The organism is Arthrobacter sp. MA-N2, from assembly GCF_000517125.1.
Taxonomy (GTDB): Bacteria; Actinomycetota; Actinomycetes; order Actinomycetales; family Micrococcaceae; genus Arthrobacter; species Arthrobacter methylotrophus.
The window spans coordinates 2,625,514-2,650,564 of record NZ_KI912155.1 but is presented as its reverse complement, the minus strand read 5'-3'; the positions used below and the strand labels follow the sequence as shown (position 1 = coordinate 2,650,564).

The window sequence follows — 25,051 nt, the reverse complement described above, 5'->3', positions numbered from 1 at the left end:
CATGGGTGGATCGTGGTGTGGCCGGACAGATGCCAAATAAGCTTACTTGGCAAAACCGACTTACTTGGCGTACTGCGGGAATCGCGCCGGAGTGCCGGTGGAGGGCGAGACGTTGTAGGTGCGCAGGACCTGGCCCATGACCGAGCGGAAGATCGGCCCCTGGGTGATGCCGTAGATGTTTCCCTTGGGCCGCTGGACAACTACTTCGACGATGAACCGTGGATTGTCCATAGGTGCCATTCCGATGATGGAGGCGGTGAAGCCATCGAAGCCGGGCAGCCCGTCTTCACGGGGCGCCTGGGAGGTTCCCGTCTTGGCGCCCACACGGTACCCATCGATTCCCGCGTCCTTCACTTCGCCCATGGTGACGTTGCTCTCAAGGATGTCGCGAACCTGCTGCGCCGTGTCTTTGGAAACGACTTGCCGGGAATCCTTGGCAGGCACTTTGGCCTCGACTCCGTCAGCGCCGACGTAGCCGTCGATGAGCCGCGGCTGCAGCATCACGCCGTCATTCGCCACGCTTTGGTACGCCCGGACAGTCTGAAGCGTGGACTGGGAGACACCCTGTCCGAAAAGCACCGTGTATTGCTGGCGGTCGTCCCATTGCTCGGGCTTTGCGAGGATGCCGGTTGCTTCAGCCGGAAGGCCGATATCCGGAGCTTCGCCGATACCGAAGCGGGTGAGGTAGTCGTACCGTTGTTGCTTACTCAGGCGGCTACCGATCATCACGGTACCGGTGTTCATCGAATAGCCGAGGATGCCGGCGAGTGTCCGTTGTTCGGTTCCGTGCTCGAACGCGTCCGTGAAAGTCTGCCCGTCAATCGTCAAGGCCGGTGGAACGGTGACCGTATCCAGCGGGCTGGACTTTCCTTCATTGATCGCAGCCGAGGCCGTGATCATTTTCTCCACCGAACCGGGCTCGTAGGCAGCTGTCACGGAACGCACGCCACGGTCCGCGGCCGCCGTCTTACCGGGATCGTTGGGGTCCGGCGCATTGGTGTCCGCCATCGCGATGAGGTTTCCGGTCTTGATGTCCTCGACCACGATTGATCCCCACTCGGCATTGAGTTGGCTCACTTGCGTCTGGATCGCCTGCTGGGCAAAGTACTGGATGTCAGTGTTCAGCGTGAGCTTGACGTCCTTGCCGTTGACCGCAGGGGTCAGGAGGTCAGTAGCCACGGGGATACGAAGCCCATCGGCGCCGATCTCGAATACCCGTTTTCCGTCCGTGCCGCGGAGGAGATCATCCTGGGTCTGCTCAAGCCCGGCCTGGCCTGTGGTGCCGTCCTTGAGAAAACCAATGACTCCCCCAGCGACGCTGCCGTTGGGATAGACCCGTTTGCTGACACCTTCGGAGCCCACTCCCGGAATGTGCAGCTGGGAAATCCGGTCTTCGACGTCCGGTTTCACTTCCTTGGCCACGATGTTGTACTTCTTCTCGCCTGTTACTGCCTGCGTGACTTGGCTGACGTCCATCCCCAGGGCGCTGGAAAGCTCTGCTATGCCCTGGGCCCTGGAAATCTTGTCGATGCCTTGGGTCTGGGAGTTGTAGCGCGGGAACTGATCAGTGTTTGTGTTGACCGTTTGATCCACGACGATGTTGTAGCGGATCACGCTGGTGGCGAGCACGGTGCCGTTCGCGTCAAGGATCTTGCCGCGTTCGGCAGGCAGGATGGTGCTTGTCAGCCGGTTGTTATAGGCAGCCTCGGCCATCCCTCCAACGTCCAGGCCCTGGACGAGGAACAGTTTGCCCCCGACGATCAGCAGCAGCGTGAGCATGATGGTCAGGCCGATGCGCAGGCGCTTCTGCGCCGCCGGCGTTCTCTTGTTTTTCGATTTGCCGGTCTTCTGCACCACGTCGATTTCCTTGCTGCTTGCCTTGCTGTTTGCCTGAAATCAGGTCGGCCGGAAGCTACTGCCCGGGCACCTTCTGCTCGGGAGCAGGGACCGAGCCACCATGGAGGTCCACCACGGGGGGCTTGGGGGCCGCAGGAACCGCTGGCGCCGTCGGTTTGGCCGGTGTGGAGTCCACAGCCCCGTTGGGTTTGCGGCTATCCAGTGAATCATTCTTGGCCGGCGCGGAAGGTGCCGCACTGGGCTGGCCTCCAACCGCAGGAGCCGCGAGGACAGCCCCGGGATCCTGTCCCTTGGTTGCTGGCGTTGCCTTTCCTGTAACCGTCAGTTTGTCCAGATCGATCTGGCCAGTGGCGGTGGACGCTACCATTCCCAATTCTGCAGCCTTGGCGGCCAGATTCTGCGGAGCTTGGAAATTCTGAACTTGCTGTGTCAGATCCTGGTTTTGTTTGTTCAGGGACGCATCATCGTTCCTGAGCTTCACGAGGTCGTACTGGGCTGTGGAAACGGAGATGTTGAGCACCAGGACAGTCAACAGGGCTGCCGCAAGCACGCCGAAGCAAAAGACGACGAAGGGGGTGCGGCGTCTCCCGGGGACGCTCTGAACGAGCGAGAGCGGCGTGCGGACCTTGCGGGTGGGGTCGGGTTCCGGACCTCGGACGGGCAGGGCACGCGCGGTGTTACCCACCGTGGTCGGCAAGATCTTCGCGGCGGCGGTGCTCATGCTGTTCTCCTCGCTTTGATGCGTTCCACGGCCCGCAGGCGGGCCGATGCCGCACGGGGGTTTTCGGCAATTTCTTCGGCTGTTGGCACTTCGGTGCCTTTGGTCAAGGTCTTGAATTCCGGTTTGTGTTCCTCCAGCTCCACCGGGAAGCCGAGCGGAGCCGATGACTTGGACCGGGACTGGAATGCCGATTTGACGATCTTGTCTTCAAGCGAGTGGTACGACATGACCACAACTCGTCCCCCCAATGCGGAGGCCGCAAGAGCTGCAGGCAACGCTCTCTCCAAGACATCGAGTTCCTCGTTCACTTCAATCCGCAGAGCCTGGAAAGTCCGCTTTGCCGGGTGCCCTCCGGACTTTGCGGCCGCCGCGGGAACGACGCCTCGGATTTGTTCGACGAGTTCGCCTGTGGTGGCGAACGGCCTGGTGGCCCTCGCAGTGACGATGCGGTTTGCGATCCTGCCGGCAAACTTCTCTTCGCCCCACTTGCGGATAATCCGCACCAGGTCTTCTTCGGAATAGTTGTTGACTACGTCAGCGGCAGTCTGGCCGCGACTGGTGTCCATCCGCATGTCCAGTGGCGCGTCGTAGGAGTAGGCAAAGCCACGCTCCCGCTCGTCCAGTTGCAGGGACGACACGCCGAGGTCCATGAGGATACCGTGCACCTCCGGGATGCCAAGGTCCGCGAGGACGTCTTCGATCTCGTCGTAGACGGCATGTACCAGGTCGGTGCGGGCCGAGAACGGCTTCAGTCGCTCTCCGGCGAGAGCCAAAGCCTCTTCGTCCCGGTCGATTCCGACGAGGTGCAGATCAGGGAACCGTTGAAGCATCGCTTCGGAGTGGCCGCCCATACCCAGGGTGGCGTCGATGGCCACAGGCGTTTCGCCGCGGCGACGGGCCGCCTCAAAACCGGGGGCCAACAAATTGATGCACCGGTCCTTCAGGACCGGTACATGGCGTTCCGAGGTTGGTTTTGGCGCGTCCTGCTCCTCCATGCGGCCTCCTCAGTGCTGAATCGTTCGGTACATCCGTCAGTTGCGTGTTGCTTTGAGTGGTCGCTACTTGGGCCGGATCCCCATCCGCGCCTATCCCAGGGTCTGCCTGGCTCCGGGGAAGGGAAGTCAGGAAAACAATGTGATGGGCGGCTGGAGATCCCGTCCAAGAAGCTTCGGTGCTTTCTTGCCCGGCTTCTACATGAATCCGGGAAGGGTGTCGTCGTCGGTCTCCGAGAAGGCGGCTTCCTTCTCAGCCAGGTACTCATCCCAAGCCTGGGCATCCCAAATCTCAGCTCGGGTGCCGGCGCCGATTACCGCCAATTCCCGGTCGAGACCTGCGTAGCTCCGGAGCGTCGGCGGAATCGTCACTCGCCCCTGCTTGTCAGGTACCTCGTCAGAGGCTCCGGACAGGAAAACCCGCATGTAGTCACGTGACTGTTTGGAGGAGATGGGGGCCTCCCGCATCGATTCGTGAATACGTTCGAATTCCCGCTGGCTGAAGACGTAGATGCATCGCTCCTGGCCTCTTGTGAGTACCAAGCCGTCAGCAAGTTCCTCGCGGAACTTGGCGGGAAGGATGATCCGGCCCTTTTCGTCCAGACGCGGCGAATGCGTGCCAAGAAACATTGGCCCACCGCCCATCTGTCAAAGGTGCCCGTACCTACCCCACGCCGCCACTACCCTCTTACTTGCTCCACTTTACTCCACAAGCTCCCACAGTCAACGCAATCAGGCGTGTTTCTGCCCCACTTTCGAAGGCAGGAGCCCGAACACATGCGGAATTTTCGGGCGTGGTTGAAAGTGGAGTGGATTTGCGATGGTTTTCAAGGAAGCGCACGACGGCGGCGCCAGAGTTGCGCCTACATCCTCCTGAGAAGCTGCGCGCCCCGCTTAAATGCGAAAAGACCCGAAGTCCGGGTCTTTTCGCAATCAGGCCGACGCCTGGTGGTGCAATGTGGAGGATTTACTTCCAGCGGAAGACCATCCCGATAATGGAGGCTCTCAGCTACTCCTCGCCCCGCCGGCGCTCGTCCCAGCGCTCCTCAAGGTTGCTCATGAACGAGTTCCTTGCCTTGCCCGGCTTGGCACTCTTCGACTTGCCTCCGATAGCCCTTCTCAGGGTCGCAAAGTACACGCCGGCGCCCATGACAATGAAGCCCAGCACTCCAAGGAAGATGTTCTGCAAGGACACACCCACCAATAACAAGAGGATCCCGGCGATAGTGCCTAGAACGCCAATAACGATGTGCCTGGTCGACCACGAACGAATGGGGTCAGAGCCCATTGAATTGGCAAACTTCGGATCGTCCTCATGCAGTTGCTTCTCGAGTTGTTCGAGGAGCTTCTGTTCGTGCTCCGAGAGGGGCATCGCGACCTCCTTTAGTCGGCCAGCGACTGGATATGCCGCTGCCCTTGCCTCTGTACCCTTGAACGGACGAACCCAAAAAAGGGTTCCCGAAGACCGGGTCTTGTGAACACGGTCTCACGGAACTGACACAACGGAGCAATTTATCCAGACGGTCTAAATCTGTGTATCTCTAGGATAGTTTGTTGGCCGCTGTTCTGAAAGACACTCGACCGGCATCCGGGGGTGCTCTTGGGCACCTAGGGAGAGTCCGGTTCATCCGGCCCTGCATGCGGCTCCAAGAGCCTCGCCGGAAGGACCGTCTTGCTGCCGAACCGCTCGGTGACACGGTCGAGCGCCTGCTCAGCCGCTCGCCAGTTATCATCCCGGCGATCCAGGCTTAACTGCAGTGAAGCCTGTTCAGCTGGCTCAAGCTGCTCGGCGCGGACACCCACAAGCCGCACGTCCATCGGACGCTCGCCCAAGGACGCCAGCAACTGGCTTGCCACCTGATAGATCAGCTGGGCGCTATCCACAGGTGTATGCATCGTCTTGCTGCGGCTTATGGTCGAAAAGTCCGCATACCGCAGCTTCAGCGCAATGGTGCGGGCCAGCATTCCGGCATTCCGTAGCCGTGAAGCGGTGCGGTGCGAAAGCCGGAGCAACTCGCGGTGGAGGAGGGCGTCATCCGGAGTATCGACTGCGAAGGTTTCCTCTGAACTGACGCTCTTCTCGAGTCGGACGGGAGTGACCGGACGGGGATCAAAACCCATGGACAGCCGGTGGACGTGCTCCCCCGAGGCGCCGAGGACCTTTTTCAAAGAGGAAAGCGGCGTGGCCGCGACGTCGGCCACGGTGCGGATCCCCAATCTGGCAAGGACATCAGCCGTCTTGGCCCCGACTCCCCACAAGGCATTCACCGGCAGGCTGTGCAAATAAGCTACGGTCTGCCCAGCCTCAATAAGCAGCATCCCGTCGGGCTTGCAGCGCGTGGAAGCGATTTTGGCAACGAACTTGTTCGCGGCGATACCCACGGAAGCCGTGATTCCGAGCTCGGAAGCGACGCGTCGCCGGATCAATTGGCCGATCTCGAGAGGCGGCCCCAGCCTCCTGATCGCCCCGCCGACATCCAGGAAGGCTTCGTCGACGCTCAGGGGTTCCACGAGGTCCGTTATTGATTCAAAGATTCCCATCAACTGCCCGGAGACCTCGTAGTAGAGGCTGTGGCGGGGTTCGATAATCACCGCGTGGGGGCACAGCCGCATGGCGTTGGCCATGGGCATGGCGGACTTTACACCCAGGGCGCGTGCTTCGTAGGAGGCAGACAGGACAACAGAGCGATCCACAGGGAAGCCCACAATGACGGCTTTTCCCCGGAGCTCTGGACGGGTGCGCAGTTCCACGGAGACGAAGAAGGCATCCATGTCCACGTGGAGAATGCTGGTGCGCCTTAGCTCCCGCAGTGCGGCGGCATCCGGGGCGATTACTCGACCGGGGCCCCGCCCGTCCTCTCCATGTGGTCTCACAAGCAAATCCTATGCCGGGACGCTGGTTACTGGAGGCAGCGTCCGGCGTCCTAAACTGAAGGCAGCATCCGGCGTCGTCCCCAGGAGGAAATCCCTGTGAAGCTCTTTGGAAAGCCTCAACCCGTCAGCCTGGCCGTGTTGGCCGCGGGCGTCGCGTTGACCATCTCGGCTTGCGGCTCGTCCCCTGCAAGCACGGCATCCCAAGGGGCTGCGCCAACATCGTCCGGGCCGGCAAGCGCCTCGGCAAGTCCGATGCCCGCTGCTCCCTCCACAGCGAGCCCGGGAGCGTCCGCGGCGGTCGGGGCGTTGGTCCCCGGGTTTCCACAACAACTCATTCCGCTGATGCCCCAGGCGAGCGTGGAGTCCAGCAGTTTCGACAAGAACACCTCCCCGGCGTCGGTGGCCCTGGTCGGTACCATTGCATCGCCTGCCGACGCGGTGGTCGCCTTTTACACCACTGCACTCACGGCACAGGGGTTCAAGGAAATTCCCGGTAATACGGTGGGGAGCATCAAGTCAAAGGACTTTCTCCGCGGGGACAATGAAACAGTAAACATCTCGGTGGTGGAAACCGCGGGCAAATCCACATTCACCATCGGCGCCAACGTGGCCGCCGGGTCCGTCAAATGACCGCGGAGAGCCTCGGTTCGGAGCAGAGCCGATTCGTGGCCGACGTCGCCGCCAAACTTCATGGCTTCCTGGGTGTGCAGCAGGAGACCATGGCCACCATATCCCCCGATGTCGCTCCCCTCATGGGCTCCATCAGGAACCTTGTGACAGGTGGCAAACGCCTCCGTGCCCTGATGTGCTATTGGGGATGGCGGGGTGCCGGAGGTGAGTCCGGGCATCCCGATATCATCACGGCTGGCTGCGCTTTGGAACTCTTTCAAGCTGCCGCCCTGATTCACGATGACATCATCGACCGCTCTGATACACGACGCGGCGGGCCCAGCGTGCACAAGCGGTTCAGTCAACTCCATGAAGGCGAAGGCTGGGCCCTGGACAGCGAACGGTTCGGGCATGCGGCAGCCATATTGACCGGGGATCTGTGCTTGTCTTTCAGCGAAGAGGCATTCACCCAGATTGGGGCCAGGGCTGCTTCCGGGACGCCTGCGCGGCGGATCTTCAACGTGATGCGCGCCGAAGTGATGGCAGGTCAATACTTGGACATCCTGGAGGAGGTTGCAGGTCCGGTGCGGGACCGCGCAGGCGCCGTCCACCGCGCGCAATCGATCATCCGTTATAAATCGGCAAAATATTCAACGGAACATCCCCTGGCGCTGGGGGGCGCCTTGGCCGGCGCCAGCCAAGAGCTCTTAGAAGGATATTCCGCTTTTGCGCTGCCGCTTGGTGAAGCATTCCAACTGCGGGACGACGTGTTGGGCGTGTTCGGCGACCCGGGGACTACGGGAAAGCCCGCGGGCGATGACCTCCGCGAAGGCAAGCGGACCGTTCTGGTCGGCTTCGCCATCAACCAAGCCGGAGCCGCTGATTCCAGCTATATCGACACCATGCTGGGAAGGCAGGATCTCGGGGAAGCCGAGGTTGCAGAGATCAGGCGGATCATCGTGGATTGCGGAGCACTGGAAGCCACGGAGTCAATGATCGAGGAACTCAGCAACCAGGCTTTCGAGGCCTTGGAACGCCTCCCCTTGGCTGACCTCCCGCTCACGGCACTACGGCAGTTGGCCGAAGCCGCTGTCAGCAGGGCCGCGTGAACTCTTGGCTAAATTCAGATTAATCTCAACATAGAATCCTGGATTAAATACAGTGGTGACGGCAGTTTCCTGCCGCCACCACTGTATTTAACGGAGGAGTCCTTACCAGGCCAGCGATTGGGCTCTGCGTCGGATTTCAGTCTTGCGCCCTTCGCGTAACGCGTCCACAGGCCGGCCACGCAGTGATTCATCCGGAGTGAAGAGCCACGCAATGAGCTCCTCATCCGTGTACCCGGCGTCGCCAAGTACTGCAATCGTGCCCTTCAGGCTGTCCACTACATGACCATCCTGGATAAAGAGTGCGGGAATCGACCGGATGTTCCGTTCGCCCACTCTCACAGCCACCACTGCACGCTCATCCAGAAGACCGTGGACCTTGGTGATTGAAACGTTCAGCAGCTCTGCGACATCGGGCAGCGGCAGCCAATCGGAAACGAGGCTTTCTACATTACTCACGGATCAAGATTGCCACGCCTTTGCACTTTGCGCCTAGCCAGCTGGGCGGAACCGGCCGGATTTGCGGCCATGAATTGCCCAAGGATCGAATGCTCAAGGATTTCTTGTGCCGAAACGAAAAATGTGAGAGATTCACATTGATCACATTTGCATCACTACTAACTTTAGTAACACTGGCAACAGCGGCATTCCCCGTATCCGCTGCTGAGATGAGGATTGCTTCCATGACGACGCCCCGCTCGCCCAAGAAGACACCGAACATGCCCATAATTGCGGCCACAACCGCGGCATTGCCCGCCGTCATGCTCTCGTCATTGGCGCTTGCCCAACCGGCAACTGCGCTTCCAGCGGTCCAGCCCCAGAGGATTCCCGCCACGCTGGCAGCGGCCATGCAGGCCCAGGCTTCAGCCGTTGCTGCGAACGTCATCCCGGCCTCAGCCGTTGCCGCCACCATCCCGGCTGCCATGCAGCCGATGGCCCCTTCCGTACCTGCCACGTACACCATCGTCCGCGGCGATACCATCAGCGGCATCGCAGCCCGCTATGGACTGAACACCAACACAGTGCTGCAGCTCAACCAGCTCTCGGCCAACACCATCATCTACCCGGGACAGCAGATCAAGCTGACCGGTTCCGCGACCACGCCCGCTGCCCCGGCGCCGGCACCAACCCCGGCTCCCAGTACCGCATCGTCGTCGGATGCCACATACACCGTCAAATCCGGCGACACCCTGGGCGGCATTGCGGCCCGCCATGGCGTGGCGCTGTCCGACGTTTTCAGCTGGAACGGCCTTAACGGCCGGTCCATCATTTACCCCGGCCAGAAGATCAAAGTCGGGGCGGGATCGAAAGCCCCGACACCCGCAGCACCGGCCCCTACGGCGCCAGCCCCTGCGCCTGCGCCAGCGGTGACGGCCCTTGCCAGCACCGGCGCTTATACGATCAAGTCCGGCGACACTTTGGGCGGCATTGCGGCCCGCCTTGGCGTCTCCCTGTCATCGCTGCTTTCCGCCAACAAACTGTCCATGAGCACCATCATTTATCCCGGGCAGAAGCTCGCCATCCCGGGCGCTCCTGCGGCCCCCGCACCAGCCCCCGCTCCCGTCACCACACCTCTGGTTCCGAGCACTTTCCTGGGCTACACGTACCCGGCCGCCGTCGTCAGTTCAGCCAACGCCAATAAGGCCCTGCTCAATGCTTCCCCGGTTCCGACCGCCGCCCAGATGAAGGCAATCGTTGCCGACACCGCGCGTCGTATGGGCGTGGACCCCTCCCTGGCCCTGGCATTCGCCTACCAGGAATCGGGCTTCAACCAGCGTGCCGTCTCGCCTGCCAACGCCATCGGCACCATGCAGGTGGTTCCATCCTCCGGCGAATGGGCCTCGGAACTTGTGGGACGCAAGCTCAACATCCTGGACCCGTACGACAATGTGACTGCCGGCGTCGCCATCATCCGGGCACTCGTGAACACCAGCAAGGACCTGAACACCGCTATCGCAGGGTACTACCAGGGCCAGTACTCGGTGAGCAAGTACGGGATGTACGACGACACCAAGGCCTACGTCGCCGCGATCTTGGCACACAAGAAGACCTTCAGCTGAGCCACACGAATAACATGGGTCCGGATCGCTTGGCGATTCGGACCCATGTTTTTGCTCAGTTTTTGCTCAACTAGGATCGTAGGGTGCAGGAACAAGTTTCGGACCATCTCCTTGGATCCCTAGTGGACGGGCGCTACCTGGTGCGATCGCGCCTTGCGGGTGGCGGAATGTCCATCGTCTACCTCGCTACCGACAAGCGGCTCGACCGCGACGTGGCGCTCAAAGTGCTGCATCCGCACCTGGCAAACGACCAAAATTTCCTGGACCGGCTTCAGCGTGAGGCCAGAGCCGCCGCCAGCTTGTCCCACCCCCACGTTGTCGGGGTACTCGATCAAGGACAGGACGGCCACATTGCGTACATCGTCATGGAGTACATCAAAGGCCACACCCTGCGCGACGTCCTCAACGAGAAGACAGCGCTTCCGCCCCGGCTGGCCTTTGCATTGATCGATCCGGTCATCGAAGGGCTTGCTGCCGCCCACGCGGCGGGACTGATCCACCGTGACGTGAAACCGGAGAATGTCCTGATCGCCGAAGACGGCCGCATCAAGGTGGGCGATTTCGGCTTGGCCCGGGCGGTCACGGCCACAACGAGCACCGGCGCCCTGATCGGTACGGTCGCTTACCTGGCTCCCGAACTGGTCCTGGGCAAGGCCGCCGATGCGCGCAGCGACATCTACTCTGCCGGCATCATGCTCTACGAGATGCTTACCGGCAAGCAACCGTACGCGGGCGAGGTACCCATCCAAGTTGCCTACCAGCATGTCAACGCCGCCGTCCCTCCGCCGTCGCTCGCCGTCCCCGGCCTTGCCGCGGACGTGGATGAACTCGTCCAATGGTGCACCGCGAAGGACCCCGACGGGCGTCCCGTTGACGGCGCTGCGCTCTTATCTGAACTACGGCATATCCGGACGACCCTGAGCGACGCCCAACTGGACATCAATCCGCCAGCAGCCAAGACACTTGCTGCAGCTTCGGAAGGGCGGAACGATGAGGCCGGAGCAACGGCAGTCGTCGCCCCCTTCCCTGCAGAACCGACACAGCCCTTGGAGAGGATCGGACGCCCAACCGAGGTTATCTCCGGCCAGCGCAATCCAACCACGGTGCTGCCGCCGTCGGGCTACTCCCCCGGCGCCACCACCCTCCAGGGACGATTACCGCAGGACCGGACGGCCTCGGCGGGACCCCCGGCGAGCAAACGCGACATCAAGCGGATGGCGCGCCAAGAGGAGAAGGACCGTTCGCGTGCAGCGGCTACGCCGTCGCGCTCGTTGCGGGAAGGCAATCCGCGCCGCCGGGCCGTCATCTGGACGATCGTAGTGATTGTCCTGGCGATCCTGGCTACCGCAGCGGGCTGGTTCTTCGGCATGGGGCCCGGCTCGCCCGGAACCATTCCGGATACCAAGAACAAGACGGTCGCGGAAGCGCAGCAATTGCTGAGGACAGCGGGCTTCCAATCGGATCCGAAAGACGTCTTCGACGACGAAGTCACGGCTGGCTTCGCGGTGGGAACCGAGCCCGCATCCGGCCAGGTGGCCCGGAAATTCCAGCCTGTGTCGCTCTTCGTCTCGAAGGGACCACAATTGTTTCCCCTTGCCGGGATGACAGGCCTGACGTTGGACCAGGCCAGGAACGCCCTCGGAACTGCCGGGATGACCCTCGGCAAGGTCACTGAGCAGTACGACGACAGCGTGCCTTCGGGACTGGTCATCTCCCAGTCCCCGGCACAGGACACCCCGGTGCGCCACGGAACCCCCGTAGGGTTCGTGGTTTCCAAGGGACCCCAGCCACTCCCCGTGCCCGATGTCCGCGGCATGACCCAGCAAGCTGCCGTCAAAGCGATCAGCGATGCCGGATTGACGGCGCAGATCGCTCCGGATCCTGTCAATGATAAGAAGGTTCCTGCCGGGGCCGTGGTCAGCCAAACTCCAGGCAACGGCACTTTGGCCCGCGGGGAGGCCGTCACGCTGACCCTGTCCAAGGGACCGAAACTCGTCCACGTCCCCAACTTCATCGGCAAGCAGGCCGACGCTGCCCGCAAGGCCCTGGAGTCGCTCGGATTCGACGTCAAGATCAACAACATCCTGGGTGGCTTCTTCGGCACCGTCCGTGACCAGAACCCCGTGGAGAGTGACGCGCCGGAGGGCTCGCAAGTCACCCTGACCGTCGTTTAGGACCCAAGCAAGCTCGCCGCGCGGCGTATTAGCCGGATGGCACCCTTGCCGGACTAACGCTTGGTGAGGGCTCCGGCTACGAGGAATGCCATCTCAAGGGACTGCATGTGGTTAAGTCGGGGATCGCACACTGATTCATAGCGGTCCAGGAAGGCGTCCTGGTCGATGGGATCGGCACCGCCAAGGCATTCCGCGACGTCGTCCCCCGTCATCTCCATGTGCAAGCCACCCGGTACCGTACCCAAGCCGTGGTGGACCTCGAAGAATCCGCGGACTTCATCCACGACGTCGTCGAAGTTGCGCGTCTTGTACCCGTTGGGCGAGGTGACCGTGTTCCCGTGCATGGGGTCCGTGACCCAGAGAACCTGCGCGCCCGAGGCTGTGACCTTTTCGACAACGGCAGGCAGTTTCTCGCGGATGTTCTTGGCACCCATCCGCGTGATAAAAGTGAGGCGGCCTGGCTCGCGGTTCGGGTCCAGCTTGTCGATTAGCCGCAATGCGTCGTCTCCACTGGTCCCGGGGCCAAGTTTGACGCCGATGGGATTACGGACGCGGGACAGGAAGTCCACATGCGCATGATCGAGCTCGCGCGTACGCTCACCGATCCAGAGGAAGTGAGCGGAGGTGTCATAGGGAAGGCCCGTGCGGGAGTCAATGCGGGTCAGCGCGCGTTCGTAATCCAGCAACAAGGCCTCGTGGCTCGCGAAGAATTCCACGCGCTTGAGGGCTTCAAAATCGGCACCGCAGGAATCCATAAACTTGATGGCGCGGTCGATGTCCCGCGCCAAGGACTCGTAGCGGGCGTGTGCGGGATTTTCGGTGAATCCCTTGTTCCAGAGGTGCACCAAGCGGAGATCGGCGAAACCGCCCTGCGTAAAGGCGCGGATGAGGTTCAGCGTGGAAGCCGAGGTATGGTAAGCCTTCAGCATGCGGCTGGCATCGTGGGCGCGCGACTCGGGGGTGAAGTCGTAGCCGTTGACGATGTCTCCGCGGTAGGCCGGCAACGTCACGCCATCGCGCGTTTCCTCGTTTGAGGACCGTGGCTTGGCAAACTGGCCCGCCATGCGCCCCATCTTGATGACGGGCATGGCCGCACCATAGGTGAGGACAACGGCCATCTGGAGGATGGTGCGGACCCGGGCGCTGATCTTATCAGCGGTGGCGTCTTCGAAGGTCTCGGCACAGTCGCCGCCTTGAAGCAGGAATGCCTTGCCTTGGGCTGCGGCAGCCAAGCGCTCGCGCAAGATGTCCACTTCGCCGGCAAAGACCAACGGCGGGAGCACGGAGAGTTCTTTGACGGAGGCATCGAAGACGGCCCTGTCGGTCCAGGTGGGTTGCTGCGAGATAGGCAGCTGGCGCCAATCGTCCAAGCCGGGATAGTTTGCCGCGCCGCTCTGCGCGGTGCTGGTCAGCGGGCTGCCCAGGGAAGTGCGCAGGGGGCTCGTCACGGACGGGGCGGGGTTCGCGGATAGCTCAGTCACCCTCCAAGACTAGTTGCCTTGCCCGCTGTTCGGGGCACGGCCCCGTAACCGTTATTCGCGGGTCGTCACACTTTTCCAGACACTGCGCCGTTGCCCTCATCCGGGTCTGGGCCCTCGACGGACACGGGCTTGTCAACCTTGCCGGTATCTGCTGGATCTTCCTGGCCTTCCTTCACGTGGCCAGGAAGGTGCCCGGCCAGCCGCTGCTTGACGACGGCGGCATATTCGTCCACGTATTCCTGCCCGGAGAGCCGCATGAGTTCATACATGATTTCATCGGTCACGGCGCGTTGCACGGAGTGATCTTCTTCTTGGCCGTAGTACCGGCTGAAGTCCAGCGGTTGGCCGAAAATGATCCCGATGCGGCGGATGTTGGGCAGACGCTTGCCGATCGGCTGGACCTTTTCGGTGCCGATCATGGCCACGGGGATAACCCGCACCCGGGTCTGGAGGGCAAGTTTGGCGACTCCCACTTTGCCCCGGTACAGCTTGGCGTCAGGGCTGCGGGTGCCCTCGGGGTAGATGCCCAGCAGGCCGCCCCCGGTCAGGACGTCTCTACCCGCCTGCAGGGACATCTCGGATGCCGCTCCGCCGGAACGATCCATGGGCAGCTGGTTGGTGAGCCGGAAGAACATGGCCGTCAGCCTGCCCTTGATCCCTGTGCCGGTGAAGTACTCGGACTTGGCCAGGAAGACGACGGGCCGCGGCACCATCAACGGCATGAAGATCGAATCGGAAAAGGACAAATGATTTGAAGCGAGAATAGCGGCGCCATCGGGGGGAACATTGTCGAGACCCTTGACCCAAGGACGGAACAGCAATTTGAGAACCGGACCCAGGAAGATCCGTTTCATGACCCAATAGAACACTGCGGTTCCTCTCGAGGGCGGCGTCTGCAAGGCGTCCGGACAGTCCCGGCCGGCACTCAGGAGCCACCCTACTCCAGTGAGAAATGTCCCGAACAGTGACACCATGGACTCATGACGGAAAGCACGCTCCGACCATACTTGAGGAATCGACCAGCTTTTGCCTGCAGCGTGCCGCCAACACAGTAGCCTCGGAGTCATCATGAACAGGATCCCTGATCCTTCCCCGTACGCCAGCGATTTTACCGGCGGCGGACCTAGCGTCGGCGTCGTGATGAGCCACGGGTTCACCGGCAGTCCGCACAGCATGCGCCCTTGGGCAGAGTACCTTGCAGCCGAAGGCTACGCCGTCCGCCTCCCCCTGCTTCCGGGCCATGGGACTACTTGGCAGGACATGTCCACCCGGCACTGGCAGGAATGGCACCACGCGGTGGATGAGGCGTACCTCGACCTCCAGGCCGAGTGCGATTTCGTCTTCGCCGCCGGGCTGTCGATGGGCGGGACGCTGGCCCTCCGGATCGCGGCGACCCGCCCCGTGGCGGGTAGCGTCGTGGTCAATCCGGGACTGGTGATCGATGACCCCCGTGCGGCAGTGGTTGGCCTTCTCAAGCACGTGATGAAATCCACCCCGGCCATTGCCAACGACATCCTCAAGCCAGGCATGGACGAGGGAGCGTACCCCAGAACACCGGTCGCGGCAGCCCATGAGCTGAAGAAGATGTACAAGGACACCGTCACCCTCCTCCCCAGGATTTCCGCCCCCGTGCGCGTCTTCCGTTCCTCGGTGGACCACGTGGTTTCGGATCGAAGCACCAAGCTGTTGACGGAGCGCGTCACCGCTTCGATGGAATTCAGCACTCTGGGGAACAGCTACCACGTAGCCACCCTGGACAACGATGCCCTGGAGCTCTTCCGTGGCTCGGCCGAGTTCATCCGGAAGACGATGGCTGGACTGGCCAGCGGTTCCGCCGCCGCCCGCCGGTCGAGCTCCGAACTCCGGGACCTACCCCATGAATAGGCCAGGACCTGATTCCGCAGACCAGAGTGCGAACAAGGGCGACGACGCCGTCTGGCTCGATCTTGTGGCCCGCCTTGAGTCGATGCCTTCCTCAGCGCTGGATGAGCCGCTGCCGGCGGAGGAGCTCCCCAAAGAGCCGGTGCCTGAACAAGGTCCCGGACCGGATGCGGTTCCGGGCAAAACCACATCCCGTTCGTTTCAGGACTTCGATCCCCTCGGGTTGTCAAAAAGAGGCGCTGCCGAAGGCCCGGGAACAGGAGAGGGGGAAGGCGGCGGAACGGCCGGTCCGCGGGACTATGACGTCGAAGACGAGAACGGGTTCGTGCCCGAGGACCCGCCGAGCCTGGCCGGCACGGAACCCCTGACCATGCTCGCCTGGATCGGAGCCGTGGGCGGCCCGCTTGCGCTGCTCTTCACCGCAATGTTCTGGCGCTCAGCACCTCTCCTGGCGGTGATGGGCATCCTGGTGGCGTTTTTGGCCTCGGTGGTGTACCTCATCATGAAGCTGCCCCAGGAAAAAGACGAGAACGACGACGGAGCCCGCGTCTAGAGGGCAGTCCTGGGTAGCTTGCCACATCGCAGATAGTCCCAGCTCGAGCCGCAGGGATACCCGTATCTAACCGCGTGCCCTGCCGCTGACCCGGGACAGATCCGCAGCGCCGATCATCCCTGCCCGCGGCCCCAGTGCCGCAAGCTTGATGGCGGCAGCGGGTCTGAAACCGCGGCCCGTGAGGTTCCGGGCGAACGCAGTCCGCGCAGGGCCCACAAGAAGCTCTCCTGCATCGCACAATCCACCGCCGATAACGAATGTCCCGGGGTCCAGCGCAGCCGCCAGGTTCGCCAAGCCGAGGCCGAGCCAGTGCCCCACCTCTTCCAGGAGTTCCCTTGAAGCCGGGTCTCCGGCTTTTGCCCGCTCGGTCACGGTGACGCCCGTAATGCCGTCGGCAGCTCCCCCGGCTGCCTTGAGCAATTCGTAGGCTACCGGCGAATTCCGCAGGGCCAACTCCCGGGCTTCCCTGCCGAGCGCGTTCCCAGAGGCGTATTGCTCCCAACAGCCCCGGTTGCCGCATTCGCAGCGGTGCCCGCCGGGCACCACGATCTGGTGGCCGAACTCTCCCGCTACGCCGAAGCGTCCGCGTTCGACGCGTCCGTCCATGACCATGGCGCCACCAATGCCGGTGCCGAGCGTGATGCAGACGAGGCGGCTCTCCCCAAGACCAGCGCCGAAGCGCCATTCAGCCCAAGCCGCCGCGTCGGCGTCGTTGGTCACCAGTACCGGGCGCCTCAACAGGCTCTGGAGGTTTTCGCGCAGCGGTTCGTTACGCCAGGCGAGGTGCGGGCTGAACAGCACCGTGCCGCCGTCGAGATCCATCCAACCGGCCGCACCGATCCCCACGGACGCGATGCGGTGGCTTCTGCCCAATTCCTGAACCAGCTCGACGATCACCCGCTCCACGGCGCGGGGGTCATTACCGGGCGTGGAGCGCCGGGCTTCATCGACGACCCGGCCCGCGGGATCCACGACTCCGGCCGCCACCTTGGTGCCGCCTATATCGATCCCGATGGCAAGTCCCCTGCGTCCGAGATGCGAGCGGCGGGCGGCCCAAGGCACCGACTCCCATCGGGTGCCGCCACGCAGGGAGCCCGGACGCCGACCGGTTGTGGTTGAACCGGACCAGGAAGTCTTCAGAACTCTTGCCGCGGCCTGGTCGTTGGATGAAATCAGAGGCATTCCGCCATCCTATTCCCGGTACCGCATATGTACTGACTTGCAGGCTCTGCGGACGGAGCGCCTGTCCGCCGACAGTGGAGGGAATGACGCGCTTCGCGTAAAGTTACTCATCAGTAACTTGAGTAGGTGAATTGCGCCACACCCATTACTTGGCCGTATAGAGTTAGAGCAGCCCCGCAATGGTCTGTTGATATCGAAGGAGCTATCGTGCGTGAATTCAGTGTTCCGCCCCTGGTGAATGTTGCCCCCGAAACCAACATCACGGACCTCGTGGTTCGTCAGGCCATCAAGCCATCCAACCCGGCACTGTTTGCCAAGCTCAACAGCACGGGCCAATGGCAGGACATCCGGGCAACGGAGTTCCTCAAGGACGTCTCGGCCCTGGCCAAAGGCCTGATCGCGAACGGCGTCGGCTTGGGAGACCGCGTGGGCATCATGTCCAGGACCAGGTACGAGTGGTCCCTGGTGGACTTCGCCGTCTGGTTTGCGGGAGGCATTTCCGTACCGATCTACGAAACCTCTTCTCCGTCCCAGGTGGCTTGGAACCTCGGCGACTCAGGAGCTGTTGCGGCGTTCGCGGAATCGGCGCACCACGAGGACATCATCCGCCAAGCCGTCGCTGCTGAAGGACTCAGCACTGTTGCCAACGTCTGGCAGCTTGAAGGCGGCGGCCTTGACGTGCTCCGAACGGCGGGAAGCGGCGTGAGCGATGAGGATCTTGAGGGCCGCCGCAGCAGTGCCGGGCTTGCCGACGTCGCCACCATCATCTACACGTCCGGCACAACGGGCCGCCCGAAAGGTTGTCAGCTCACGCACGGCAACTTCGTGGAACTCTCCGAGAACGCCCTGGCTTCCCTCGGCGACGTCGTCAACGAGAATGCCAAGACCATCATGTTCCTCCCGCTGGCCCACGTCTTTGCGCGGTTCATCTCGGTCCTGGCCGTCGCAGCCGGGGCCCAAGTCGCCCACACTCCGGATATCAAGAACCTCCTGGCGGACCTCCAGAGTTTCCAGCCATCGTTCATCCTGGCCGTTCCCCGCGTCTTCGAGAAAGTCTTCAACTCGGCACTCACGAAAGCGGAAGACGGCGGCAAGGGCGCCATCTTCCACAAAGCGGTAGAAACAGCGATCGCCTACTCCAAGGCGCAGCAGTCAGGATCTGTCGGGCTGGTTTTAAGGCTCAAGCACGCCGTTTTCGATCGCTTGGTGTACCGGAAGCTCCGCGCCGCTATGGGCGGCCGCGTCAGCCACGCAGTCTCCGGTGGCGGCCCGCTCGGGGAACGGCTGGGGCACTTCTTCCACGGCATCGGCCTGCAGATCCTGGAAGGATACGGATTGACCGAGACCACGGCGCCCATATCAGTCAACACCCCGTCGCTGATCAAGATCGGCACGGTGGGGGCTCCGCTTCCCGGGAACGCGGTCAAGATCGCTGACGACGGCGAAATCCTCGCCAAGGGCGTCTGCGTCATGAAGGGGTATTACAAACGGGACGACCTAGCCGCGGACACTTTCGTGGACGGCTGGTTCCGCACGGGCGACATCGGTGAGCTCGACGAACAGGGCTTCCTGAAGATCACCGGCCGCAAAAAAGAGATCATCGTGACAGCCAGCGGCAAGAACGTCGTGCCCGCCCACCTCGAGGACCAAATCCGGGCCGACGCTCTGGTGTCCCAAGTCCTTGTCATCGGCGACAACCGACCCTTCATCGGTGCCCTGGTCACTCTGGACGAAGAAGCGCTGCCAGGCTGGTTGGAGCGCCACGGCCTTCCCACATCCACCAGTACGAGCGACGCGGCGGACAATTCCCTGGTCCGGGCGGCCGTCCAGGAACTGATCAGCCACGCCAATCAGTCAGTCTCGCAGGCGGAGGCGATCAAATCGTTCCGGATTGTCCCGGCCGATTTCACGGAAGCGTCCGGACACCTCACCCCGTCCTTGAAGGTCAAGCGCGCCCAGGTCATGAAGGACTTCGACGCCGTGATCGAGGAAATGTACTCGGCACCCAAGGCGTCCTGAGGCACCGCCAAAGCGAAGAAAGGTCCCGGGCTCATGAGCCCGGGACCTTCCCTATGCCGTCTCCGTCAAGGAGCGCGGAACTATCCGACGACGATCAACAAGTCTCCGCCCTGGACCTGCTCCACGTTGTTGATGGCGAGGCGCGAGACCGTGCCGGCCACCGGCGTCGTAATCGACGCCTCCATCTTCATTGCCTCAATGGTGGCGATAGTGTCGCCGGCCTTGACGGCGTCTCCAACCTTGACGGTCAGGGTTACGGCACCCGCGAACGGCGCGGCAACCTGGCCCGGTTGGGCGGGGTCCGCCTTCTCCGCAGCCTTGACATTGCTGACAACGGACTTGTCACGGACCACCACGGGCCGGGACTGGCCGTTGAGCTTGCACATGACGGTACGCATGCCCTTTTCGTCGGGCTCTGAGACCGCTTCCAGCGAGGCGATCAGGCGCACGCCTTTCTCGAGTTCCATGACGTGCTCGGCGCCGAGCTGCAGACCGTACAGGTAGTCACGGGTGTCAAGGACAGAGAGGTTGCCGTAGGTCTCGACGCTCTTGAGGTAATCCTTCGTGGGGCCATCGAACAGCAGCCGGTTCAGGGTCCCCTGGCGGGACTTGGAATCACCCTTGAGCGCTGCACTGTCCTCGGCACTCAGCTCGACGTCGCGGACCTTGATGCTGCGGCCCTGGAGCGCCTTGGTGCGGAACGGCTCAGGCCATCCTCCGGGAGGATCTCCCAGCTCACCCGACAGGAAGCCGATGACGGAATCCGGAATATCGTAATTCTGCGGGTTCTCGTTGAAGTCCGCGGGGTCTGCATGGATTCCCACGAGGTGCAGGGCGAGGTCTCCCACGACCTTCGAAGACGGCGTCACCTTGACCAGGCGGCCCAGAATGCGGTCCGCTGCGGTGTACATGTCCTCGATGGCCTCAAAACGCTCGCCAAGCCCCAGCGCGATGGCCTGCTGGCGCAGGTTGGACAGCTGGCCACCCGGGATTTCGTGCTGGTAAACCCGGCCTGTCGGGCCTGGCAGGCCGGATTCGAACGGTGCATAGACCCGGCGGACGGCTTCCCAGTAGGGCTCCATCGCACTGACGCTGGCCAAGCTGAGTCCGGTGTCGCGCGGGGTGTGCGCCAAGGCTGCCACAAGGGCCGAAGCCGACGGCTGGCTCGTGGTGCCTGCCAGCGACGCAGATGCGACGTCGACGGCGTCCACGCCGGCTTCCACGGCTGCCAGGAGGGTGGCCAGCTGGCCGCCTGCAGTGTCGTGCGTGTGCAGGTGGACCGGAAGGTCGAAGCGTTCACGCAGGGCGCCGACGAGCTTGGCTGCGGCCGCCGGGCGAAGCAGACCAGCCATGTCCTTGATGGCGAGGATGTGTGCACCGGCGTCGACGATCTTCTGGGCGAGGTCCAGGTAGTAGTCGAGCGTGTACAGGTTCTCGTTCGGATCGAGGAGATCGCCGGTGTAGCAAAGTGCGACTTCGGCCACGGCGGTGCCGGTGGCGCGCACTGCGCGGATAGCCGGGGCCATCTGGTTGACGTCGTTGAGGGCGTCGAAGATGCGGAAGATGTCGATGCCCGTCGCCGCAGCCTCGTTGATGAATGCCTCGGTGACTTCTTCGGGGTACGGCGTGTACCCAACGGTGTTACGGCCACGAAGCAGCATCTGCAAGCAAACGTTGGGCAGCGCCTTGCGGAGCGCGGCGAGTCGGTCCCAAGGGTCTTCGCCGAGGAAGCGCAGGGCCACGTCGTAGGTGGCACCGCCCCAGGCTTCTACCGACAGCAGTTGAGGCATCAGCGCGGAGACCGCAGGTCCGGCAGCGACAAGGTCGCGGGTACGGACACGGGTAGCGAGGAGCGACTGGTGCGCGTCGCGGAACGTGGTGTCCGTGACCGCCACGGCAGTCTGCTCCCGCAGCGCTTTGGCAAATTCCTCGGGACCCAATTCCTGCAGCTTCTGGCGGGAACCGGGGGGTACAACAATCCCGGCGACCGAAGGAAGCTTGGCTGCGGGGTCCGAATGGACTTTGAGTTCGCCATTCGGCTTGTTGACGGTGACGTCGGCCAGCCAGGTCAGCAGCTTGGTTCCGCGGTCTGCGGACACGTGGGACTTCAGCAGCTCGGGGCGCTTGTCGATGAAGTCCGTGGCCACGTTGCCGGCAATGAAGTCCGGATCGGCCAGGACAGCCTGGAGGAAGGGGATGTTGGTGGACACGCCGCGGATGCGGAACTCGGCCAAGCCGCGCCGCGCGCGGGCGACGGCGGCCGGGTAGTCGCGGCCGCGACAGGTCAGCTTGACCAGCATGGAGTCGAAGTGCGGGCTGATCTCGGCGCCTGAGTAGACCGTGCCGCCGTCGAGACGCACGCCAGCGCCACCAGCGGAACGGTAGCCGGTGATCCGTCCCACGTCGGGCCGGAAGCCGTTCGCGGGGTCTTCGGTGGTGATGCGGCACTGCAGGGCAGCACCCTTGATGGACACCGATTCCTGGCTCAGGCCGAGGTCGGCGAGGGTCTCCCCCGATGCGATACGCATCTGTGCCTGGACGAGGTCAACGTCCGTGATTTCCTCGGTCACCGTGTGCTCAACCTGGATGCGCGGGTTCATCTCGATGAAGACGTGCTGGCCGGCGCGTTCGCCCTCGGTGTCCACCAGGAACTCGACGGTGCCGGCGTTGACGTAGTTCAGGGCCTTTGCGAATGCCACGGCGTCGCGGTAGAGGGCTTGGCGGATGGACTCATCCAGGTTGGGTGCCGGCGCGATTTCCACGACCTTCTGGTGGCGGCGCTGCAGGGAGCAATCGCGCTCGAAAAGGTGCATGACATTTCCTTCGGCGTCAGCCAGGATCTGGACCTCGATGTGGCGAGGACGCAGCACTGCCTGTTCCAGGAACATGGTGGGATCGCCGAAGGCGGCGTCAGCCTCACGCATGGCCGACTGGAGGGCATCAGGGAGGTCCTCGCGGGTCTCCACCCGGCGCATGCCGCGGCCGCCGCCACCAGCGACGGCCTTGGCGAAGATCGGGAATCCGACCTCGTCCGCGGCAGCGATCAGCTCATCAATGTCACGGGAAGGCGCGCTGGACTTCAGGACTGGTACACCTGCCTTGCGTGCGGCTTCGAGTGCGGCGACCTTGTTGCCGGCGAGCTCCAGAACTTCCGCCGGTGGGCCAATAAACGTGATTCCTGCTGCTTTGGCCGCCCGGGCGAGGTCCGGGTTCTCGGACAGGAATCCATAGCCTGGGTAGATCGCGTCGGCGCCGGACTCTTTCGCGACACGGACGATCTCGGCCACGTCAAGGTAGGCGCGGACCGGATGACCCTCCTGGCCAATCAGGTAGGCCTCGTCAGCCTTCTGCCGGTGGATCGAATTGCGATCCTCATACGGGAAGACCGCTACGGTCTTGGCGCCGAGTTCGTAGCCAGCGCGGAAGGCCCTGATCGCGATTTCGCCGCGATTAGCCACCAGAATCTTGGAAAACATGCTTCTCCTGCATCATTGCGGGTGTAACGGTCGGTGGTCACAGTGTGTAAGACCTCCATACCCAAACACAAATCTTTGTGGTGACAGTCACACGGGAATTCGTCACGAGCAGTGTAGCTTCGCCCGCGGTGCAGTTTCACGTGCTAAAAGGCGGCGAAGTAACAGACGTCCCAAGCGGTTCAGCGCTGATAAGACGGGAATCAGCGGCCGCGCACCATATGATGTTGAAGGGCGGCGGCAGAGCCCCGGTTCCGGCAACGCCGGAACACAAGCACCGCGACACGGCAACCGGCGTTAGGTTTTGGGTTTTCAAGTGCAAGTAGTCAGCATCAGCAGCCTCAAAGGCGGCGTGGGCAAGACATCCGTAACCACTGGGCTAGCCTCGGCCGCATTGGCCGCAGGCATCCCCACACTCGTGGTGGACTTGGATCCCCATGCCGACGCCACCACGGCCCTCGGCGTCCAGGCCAGCGAGCAGCTGGACATTGGCCGGATGCTCAAGAATCCCCGCAAGGCCCGACTCTTGGAAAACGTGGTCAGCAGCGGCTGGGTTGAACAGGCACGCCGCAACGGCGGAGGCTCGGCCCTTGATGTCGCGGTTGGATCCGCGTACACGGGAATCTATGATCGGCCGGACCTCGGGCGGCGAGATCTCCGCCGCCTCAGTTCAGTTCTTGCCCCGGCCGAAAAATATGAGCTGGTGCTCGTCGATTGTCCGCCATCCCTCAACGGATTGACCCGCATGGCCTGGAGCGCGAGTGACCGCGTTGTACTTGTTGCCGAGCCTGGTCTCTTCTCGGTAGCCGGCACGGAACGCACGATGCGCGCCATCCAACTTTTCCGTCAGGAGTTCGCTCCTCAACTGGCCCCCGCAGGCATTGTGGCCAACCGGGTCCGCCCGGCCTCCTCCGAGCACACCTTCCGGCTCGCCGAGATGGAATCGATGTTCGGCGAACTCTTGCTGGCCCCGCATATTCCGGAGCAGGCGAACTGGCAGCAAATCCAGGGTGCCGCGCATGCTGTGCATCACTGGCCTGGCGATTCTGCCAAGAACACTGCCAAGCTGTTCGACTCCCTATTGGAGAACATGCTGTCCTCACCCAACGGCACGCGGAAACACGGCCAACGCTGAGCAACGCGGGGATCTGCTCGGCAAAAAGCTCACTTTGAGGACAGCGATGAAGCCGCTTTCCTGTTGGAAGGCGGCTTCATCGCTGTTCTCACGGTCGTGCGAAGGATCCGACGGCGGCTCAGCCGGTGCGGCGCGCGGACCGCCGCTTGCTCAATTCGTCGTCGGGAAAGGACTGTTCTGCGGCGTGCTCGCTTGGGAGCGCAGCAAGGCTCCCCTCGACTTCGCGCCACACGCGGCCTACTGCGATACCGAACACGCCTTGGCCACCCTGGACCAGGTCGATGACTTCGTCTGCGGACGTGCACTCGTAGACACTCGCGCCATCGCTCATAAGCGTGATTTGGGCGAGGTCTTCCACTCCGTGTTCGCGCAGATGCTCCACGGCCGTGCGGATCTGCTGGAGGGACACGCCTGTGTCCAGAAGGCGCTTGACGACTTTGAGAACCAGGATGTCCCGGAAACCATAGAGCCTCTGCGATCCAGAACCAGCAGCTCCCCGTACAGCGGGTTCCACAAGTCCCGTGCGTGCCCAATAGTCAAGTTGGCGGTAGGTGATACCCGCCGCCTTGCACGCAGTGGGACCACGGTAGCCGGCATCTTCATCCAAGACCGGAAGGTCCTCGGTGAAAAGCAGACCCTGGGCACCGCTTGCGGGTACAGCAACGCCTACCGAGGCCTGCTTTAGCTCGCCTGCTTCGCCTTTGGGACTCACGTGACCCTCCTTGTCAGAAGTTCCCTTGGGGATGGTGCATACGGCGGCCAACACGAAGGGAAAATGCAGTCGTGTAATTTCAGCGCGTCCGCACCTTTCAGTGTGACTTGCGCGGGCCCTGTACGCAACGGGAACTTGATACCTTCGACGTTAGGCGGGCCGGGGCCTCAGGTCAAAGACGTCCGGCCCTTTTCGGATCGTGTCGAAACTTTCACCCTCACC

Annotated in this window: 21 protein-coding genes; 8 read left to right on the top strand and 13 right to left on the bottom strand. The window is 62.7% G+C overall.

Going from position 1 to position 25,051, the window contains the following annotated elements; all coding sequences use genetic code 11:
- Window positions 1–60: 60 nt before the first annotated feature.
- The 7 genes from A3M3_RS0113055 to A3M3_RS29380 form a co-directional block, all read right to left on the bottom strand.
- Window positions 61–1,857, bottom strand: a complete 1,797-nt coding sequence (locus tag A3M3_RS0113055; protein WP_028266713.1) for a peptidoglycan D,D-transpeptidase FtsI family protein — start codon at window positions 1,855–1,857, stop codon at window positions 61–63.
- A gap of 55 nt (window positions 1,858–1,912) precedes the next feature.
- Window positions 1,913–2,578, bottom strand: a complete 666-nt coding sequence (locus A3M3_RS0113050; protein WP_028266712.1) for a hypothetical protein — start codon at window positions 2,576–2,578, stop codon at window positions 1,913–1,915.
- Window positions 2,575–3,573: a 16S rRNA (cytosine(1402)-N(4))-methyltransferase RsmH gene (gene rsmH / locus A3M3_RS0113045; protein ID WP_028266711.1), complete on the bottom strand. Its 999-nt coding sequence runs from the start codon at window positions 3,571–3,573 to the stop codon at window positions 2,575–2,577. Before rsmH ends, A3M3_RS0113050 begins: the two co-directional genes overlap by 4 nt.
- 195 nt (window positions 3,574–3,768) lie before the next feature.
- Window positions 3,769–4,200, bottom strand: a complete 432-nt coding sequence (gene mraZ / locus A3M3_RS0113040) for a division/cell wall cluster transcriptional repressor MraZ (RefSeq protein ID WP_028266710.1) — start codon at window positions 4,198–4,200, stop codon at window positions 3,769–3,771.
- A 379-nt stretch (window positions 4,201–4,579) separates the two neighbouring features.
- Entirely contained in the window at window positions 4,580–4,942 is a 363-nt protein-coding gene (locus tag A3M3_RS0113035; protein WP_028266709.1) for a DUF3040 domain-containing protein, read from the bottom strand.
- 236 nt (window positions 4,943–5,178) lie between these two features.
- Window positions 5,179–6,444, bottom strand: a complete 1,266-nt coding sequence (gene dinB, locus A3M3_RS0113030; protein ID WP_081736792.1) for a DNA polymerase IV — start codon at window positions 6,442–6,444, stop codon at window positions 5,179–5,181.
- 116 nt (window positions 6,445–6,560) lie between these two features.
- Window positions 6,561–6,824, bottom strand: a complete 264-nt coding sequence (locus tag A3M3_RS29380; RefSeq protein ID WP_331280364.1) for a hypothetical protein — start codon at window positions 6,822–6,824, stop codon at window positions 6,561–6,563.
- Here A3M3_RS29380 and A3M3_RS29375 point away from each other — a divergent pair.
- Together A3M3_RS29375 and A3M3_RS0113020 are read left to right on the top strand one after the other, a co-directional pair.
- Entirely contained in the window at window positions 6,802–7,074 is a 273-nt protein-coding gene (locus A3M3_RS29375) for a hypothetical protein (RefSeq protein ID WP_331280363.1), read from the top strand. The two genes, A3M3_RS29380 and A3M3_RS29375, sit on opposite strands and share 23 nt — an antisense overlap.
- The gene (locus A3M3_RS0113020) at window positions 7,071–8,162 is read left to right on the top strand and encodes a polyprenyl synthetase family protein (protein ID WP_028266706.1); all 1,092 of its coding nucleotides are present in this window, start codon (window positions 7,071–7,073) and stop codon (window positions 8,160–8,162) included. The genes A3M3_RS29375 and A3M3_RS0113020 overlap by 4 nt, the downstream gene beginning before the upstream one ends.
- Before the next feature lie 102 nt (window positions 8,163–8,264).
- Here A3M3_RS0113020 and A3M3_RS0113015 read toward each other — a convergent pair whose 3' ends face one another.
- Window positions 8,265–8,618, bottom strand: coding sequence for an Rv2175c family DNA-binding protein (locus A3M3_RS0113015; RefSeq protein WP_028266705.1), 354 nt, complete (start codon window positions 8,616–8,618; stop codon window positions 8,265–8,267).
- Window positions 8,619–8,842: 224 nt separating this feature from the next.
- Between A3M3_RS0113015 and A3M3_RS0113010 the strand changes: the two genes are divergently transcribed.
- Both A3M3_RS0113010 and pknB read left to right on the top strand, forming a co-directional pair.
- Window positions 8,843–10,219: a lytic transglycosylase domain-containing protein gene (locus A3M3_RS0113010; RefSeq protein WP_028266704.1), complete on the top strand. Its 1,377-nt coding sequence runs from the start codon at window positions 8,843–8,845 to the stop codon at window positions 10,217–10,219.
- An 83-nt stretch (window positions 10,220–10,302) separates the two neighbouring features.
- Window positions 10,303–12,393 (top strand): Stk1 family PASTA domain-containing Ser/Thr kinase, encoded by a 2,091-nt coding sequence (pknB, locus tag A3M3_RS0113005; RefSeq protein WP_028266703.1) that lies wholly within the window; start codon window positions 10,303–10,305, stop codon window positions 12,391–12,393.
- Between the two features lie 53 nt (window positions 12,394–12,446).
- On the opposite strand, the gene A3M3_RS0113000 is transcribed toward pknB, so the two are convergent.
- Window positions 12,447–13,874, bottom strand: a complete 1,428-nt coding sequence (locus A3M3_RS0113000) for a class II 3-deoxy-7-phosphoheptulonate synthase (RefSeq protein ID WP_035741741.1) — start codon at window positions 13,872–13,874, stop codon at window positions 12,447–12,449.
- 65 nt (window positions 13,875–13,939) lie between these two features.
- On the bottom strand, window positions 13,940–14,743 hold the full coding sequence (locus tag A3M3_RS0112995; RefSeq protein ID WP_028266701.1) for a lysophospholipid acyltransferase family protein: 804 nt from the start codon (window positions 14,741–14,743) through the stop codon (window positions 13,940–13,942).
- A gap of 199 nt (window positions 14,744–14,942) precedes the next feature.
- Here A3M3_RS0112995 and A3M3_RS24990 point away from each other — a divergent pair, with 199 nt between their 5' ends.
- Together A3M3_RS24990 and A3M3_RS0112985 are read left to right on the top strand one after the other, a co-directional pair.
- On the top strand, window positions 14,943–15,758 hold the full coding sequence (locus tag A3M3_RS24990) for an alpha/beta hydrolase (protein ID WP_035741738.1): 816 nt from the start codon (window positions 14,943–14,945) through the stop codon (window positions 15,756–15,758).
- Window positions 15,751–16,308, top strand: coding sequence for a hypothetical protein (locus tag A3M3_RS0112985; protein WP_028266700.1), 558 nt, complete (start codon window positions 15,751–15,753; stop codon window positions 16,306–16,308). Before A3M3_RS24990 ends, A3M3_RS0112985 begins: the two co-directional genes overlap by 8 nt.
- A 66-nt stretch (window positions 16,309–16,374) precedes the next feature.
- Here A3M3_RS0112985 and A3M3_RS24985 read toward each other — a convergent pair whose 3' ends face one another.
- Complete coding sequence (locus A3M3_RS24985) at window positions 16,375–17,490, bottom strand: ROK family glucokinase (RefSeq protein ID WP_081736791.1); 1,116 nt, start codon at window positions 17,488–17,490, stop codon at window positions 16,375–16,377.
- 207 nt (window positions 17,491–17,697) lie between these two features.
- Between A3M3_RS24985 and A3M3_RS0112975 the strand changes: the two genes are divergently transcribed.
- Complete coding sequence (locus A3M3_RS0112975) at window positions 17,698–19,509, top strand: AMP-dependent synthetase/ligase (protein ID WP_028266699.1); 1,812 nt, start codon at window positions 17,698–17,700, stop codon at window positions 19,507–19,509.
- A gap of 80 nt (window positions 19,510–19,589) precedes the next feature.
- On the opposite strand, the gene A3M3_RS0112970 is transcribed toward A3M3_RS0112975, so the two are convergent.
- Window positions 19,590–22,985, bottom strand: a complete 3,396-nt coding sequence (locus A3M3_RS0112970; protein ID WP_028266698.1) for a pyruvate carboxylase — start codon at window positions 22,983–22,985, stop codon at window positions 19,590–19,592.
- Between the two features lie 313 nt (window positions 22,986–23,298).
- Here A3M3_RS0112970 and A3M3_RS0112965 point away from each other — a divergent pair, with 313 nt between their 5' ends.
- On the top strand, window positions 23,299–24,117 hold the full coding sequence (locus A3M3_RS0112965; RefSeq protein WP_028266697.1) for a ParA family protein: 819 nt from the start codon (window positions 23,299–23,301) through the stop codon (window positions 24,115–24,117).
- A 118-nt stretch (window positions 24,118–24,235) separates the two neighbouring features.
- Here A3M3_RS0112965 and A3M3_RS0112960 read toward each other — a convergent pair whose 3' ends face one another.
- Complete coding sequence (locus A3M3_RS0112960; protein ID WP_028266696.1) at window positions 24,236–24,829, bottom strand: MerR family transcriptional regulator; 594 nt, start codon at window positions 24,827–24,829, stop codon at window positions 24,236–24,238.
- Window positions 24,830–25,051 lie beyond the last annotated feature (222 nt).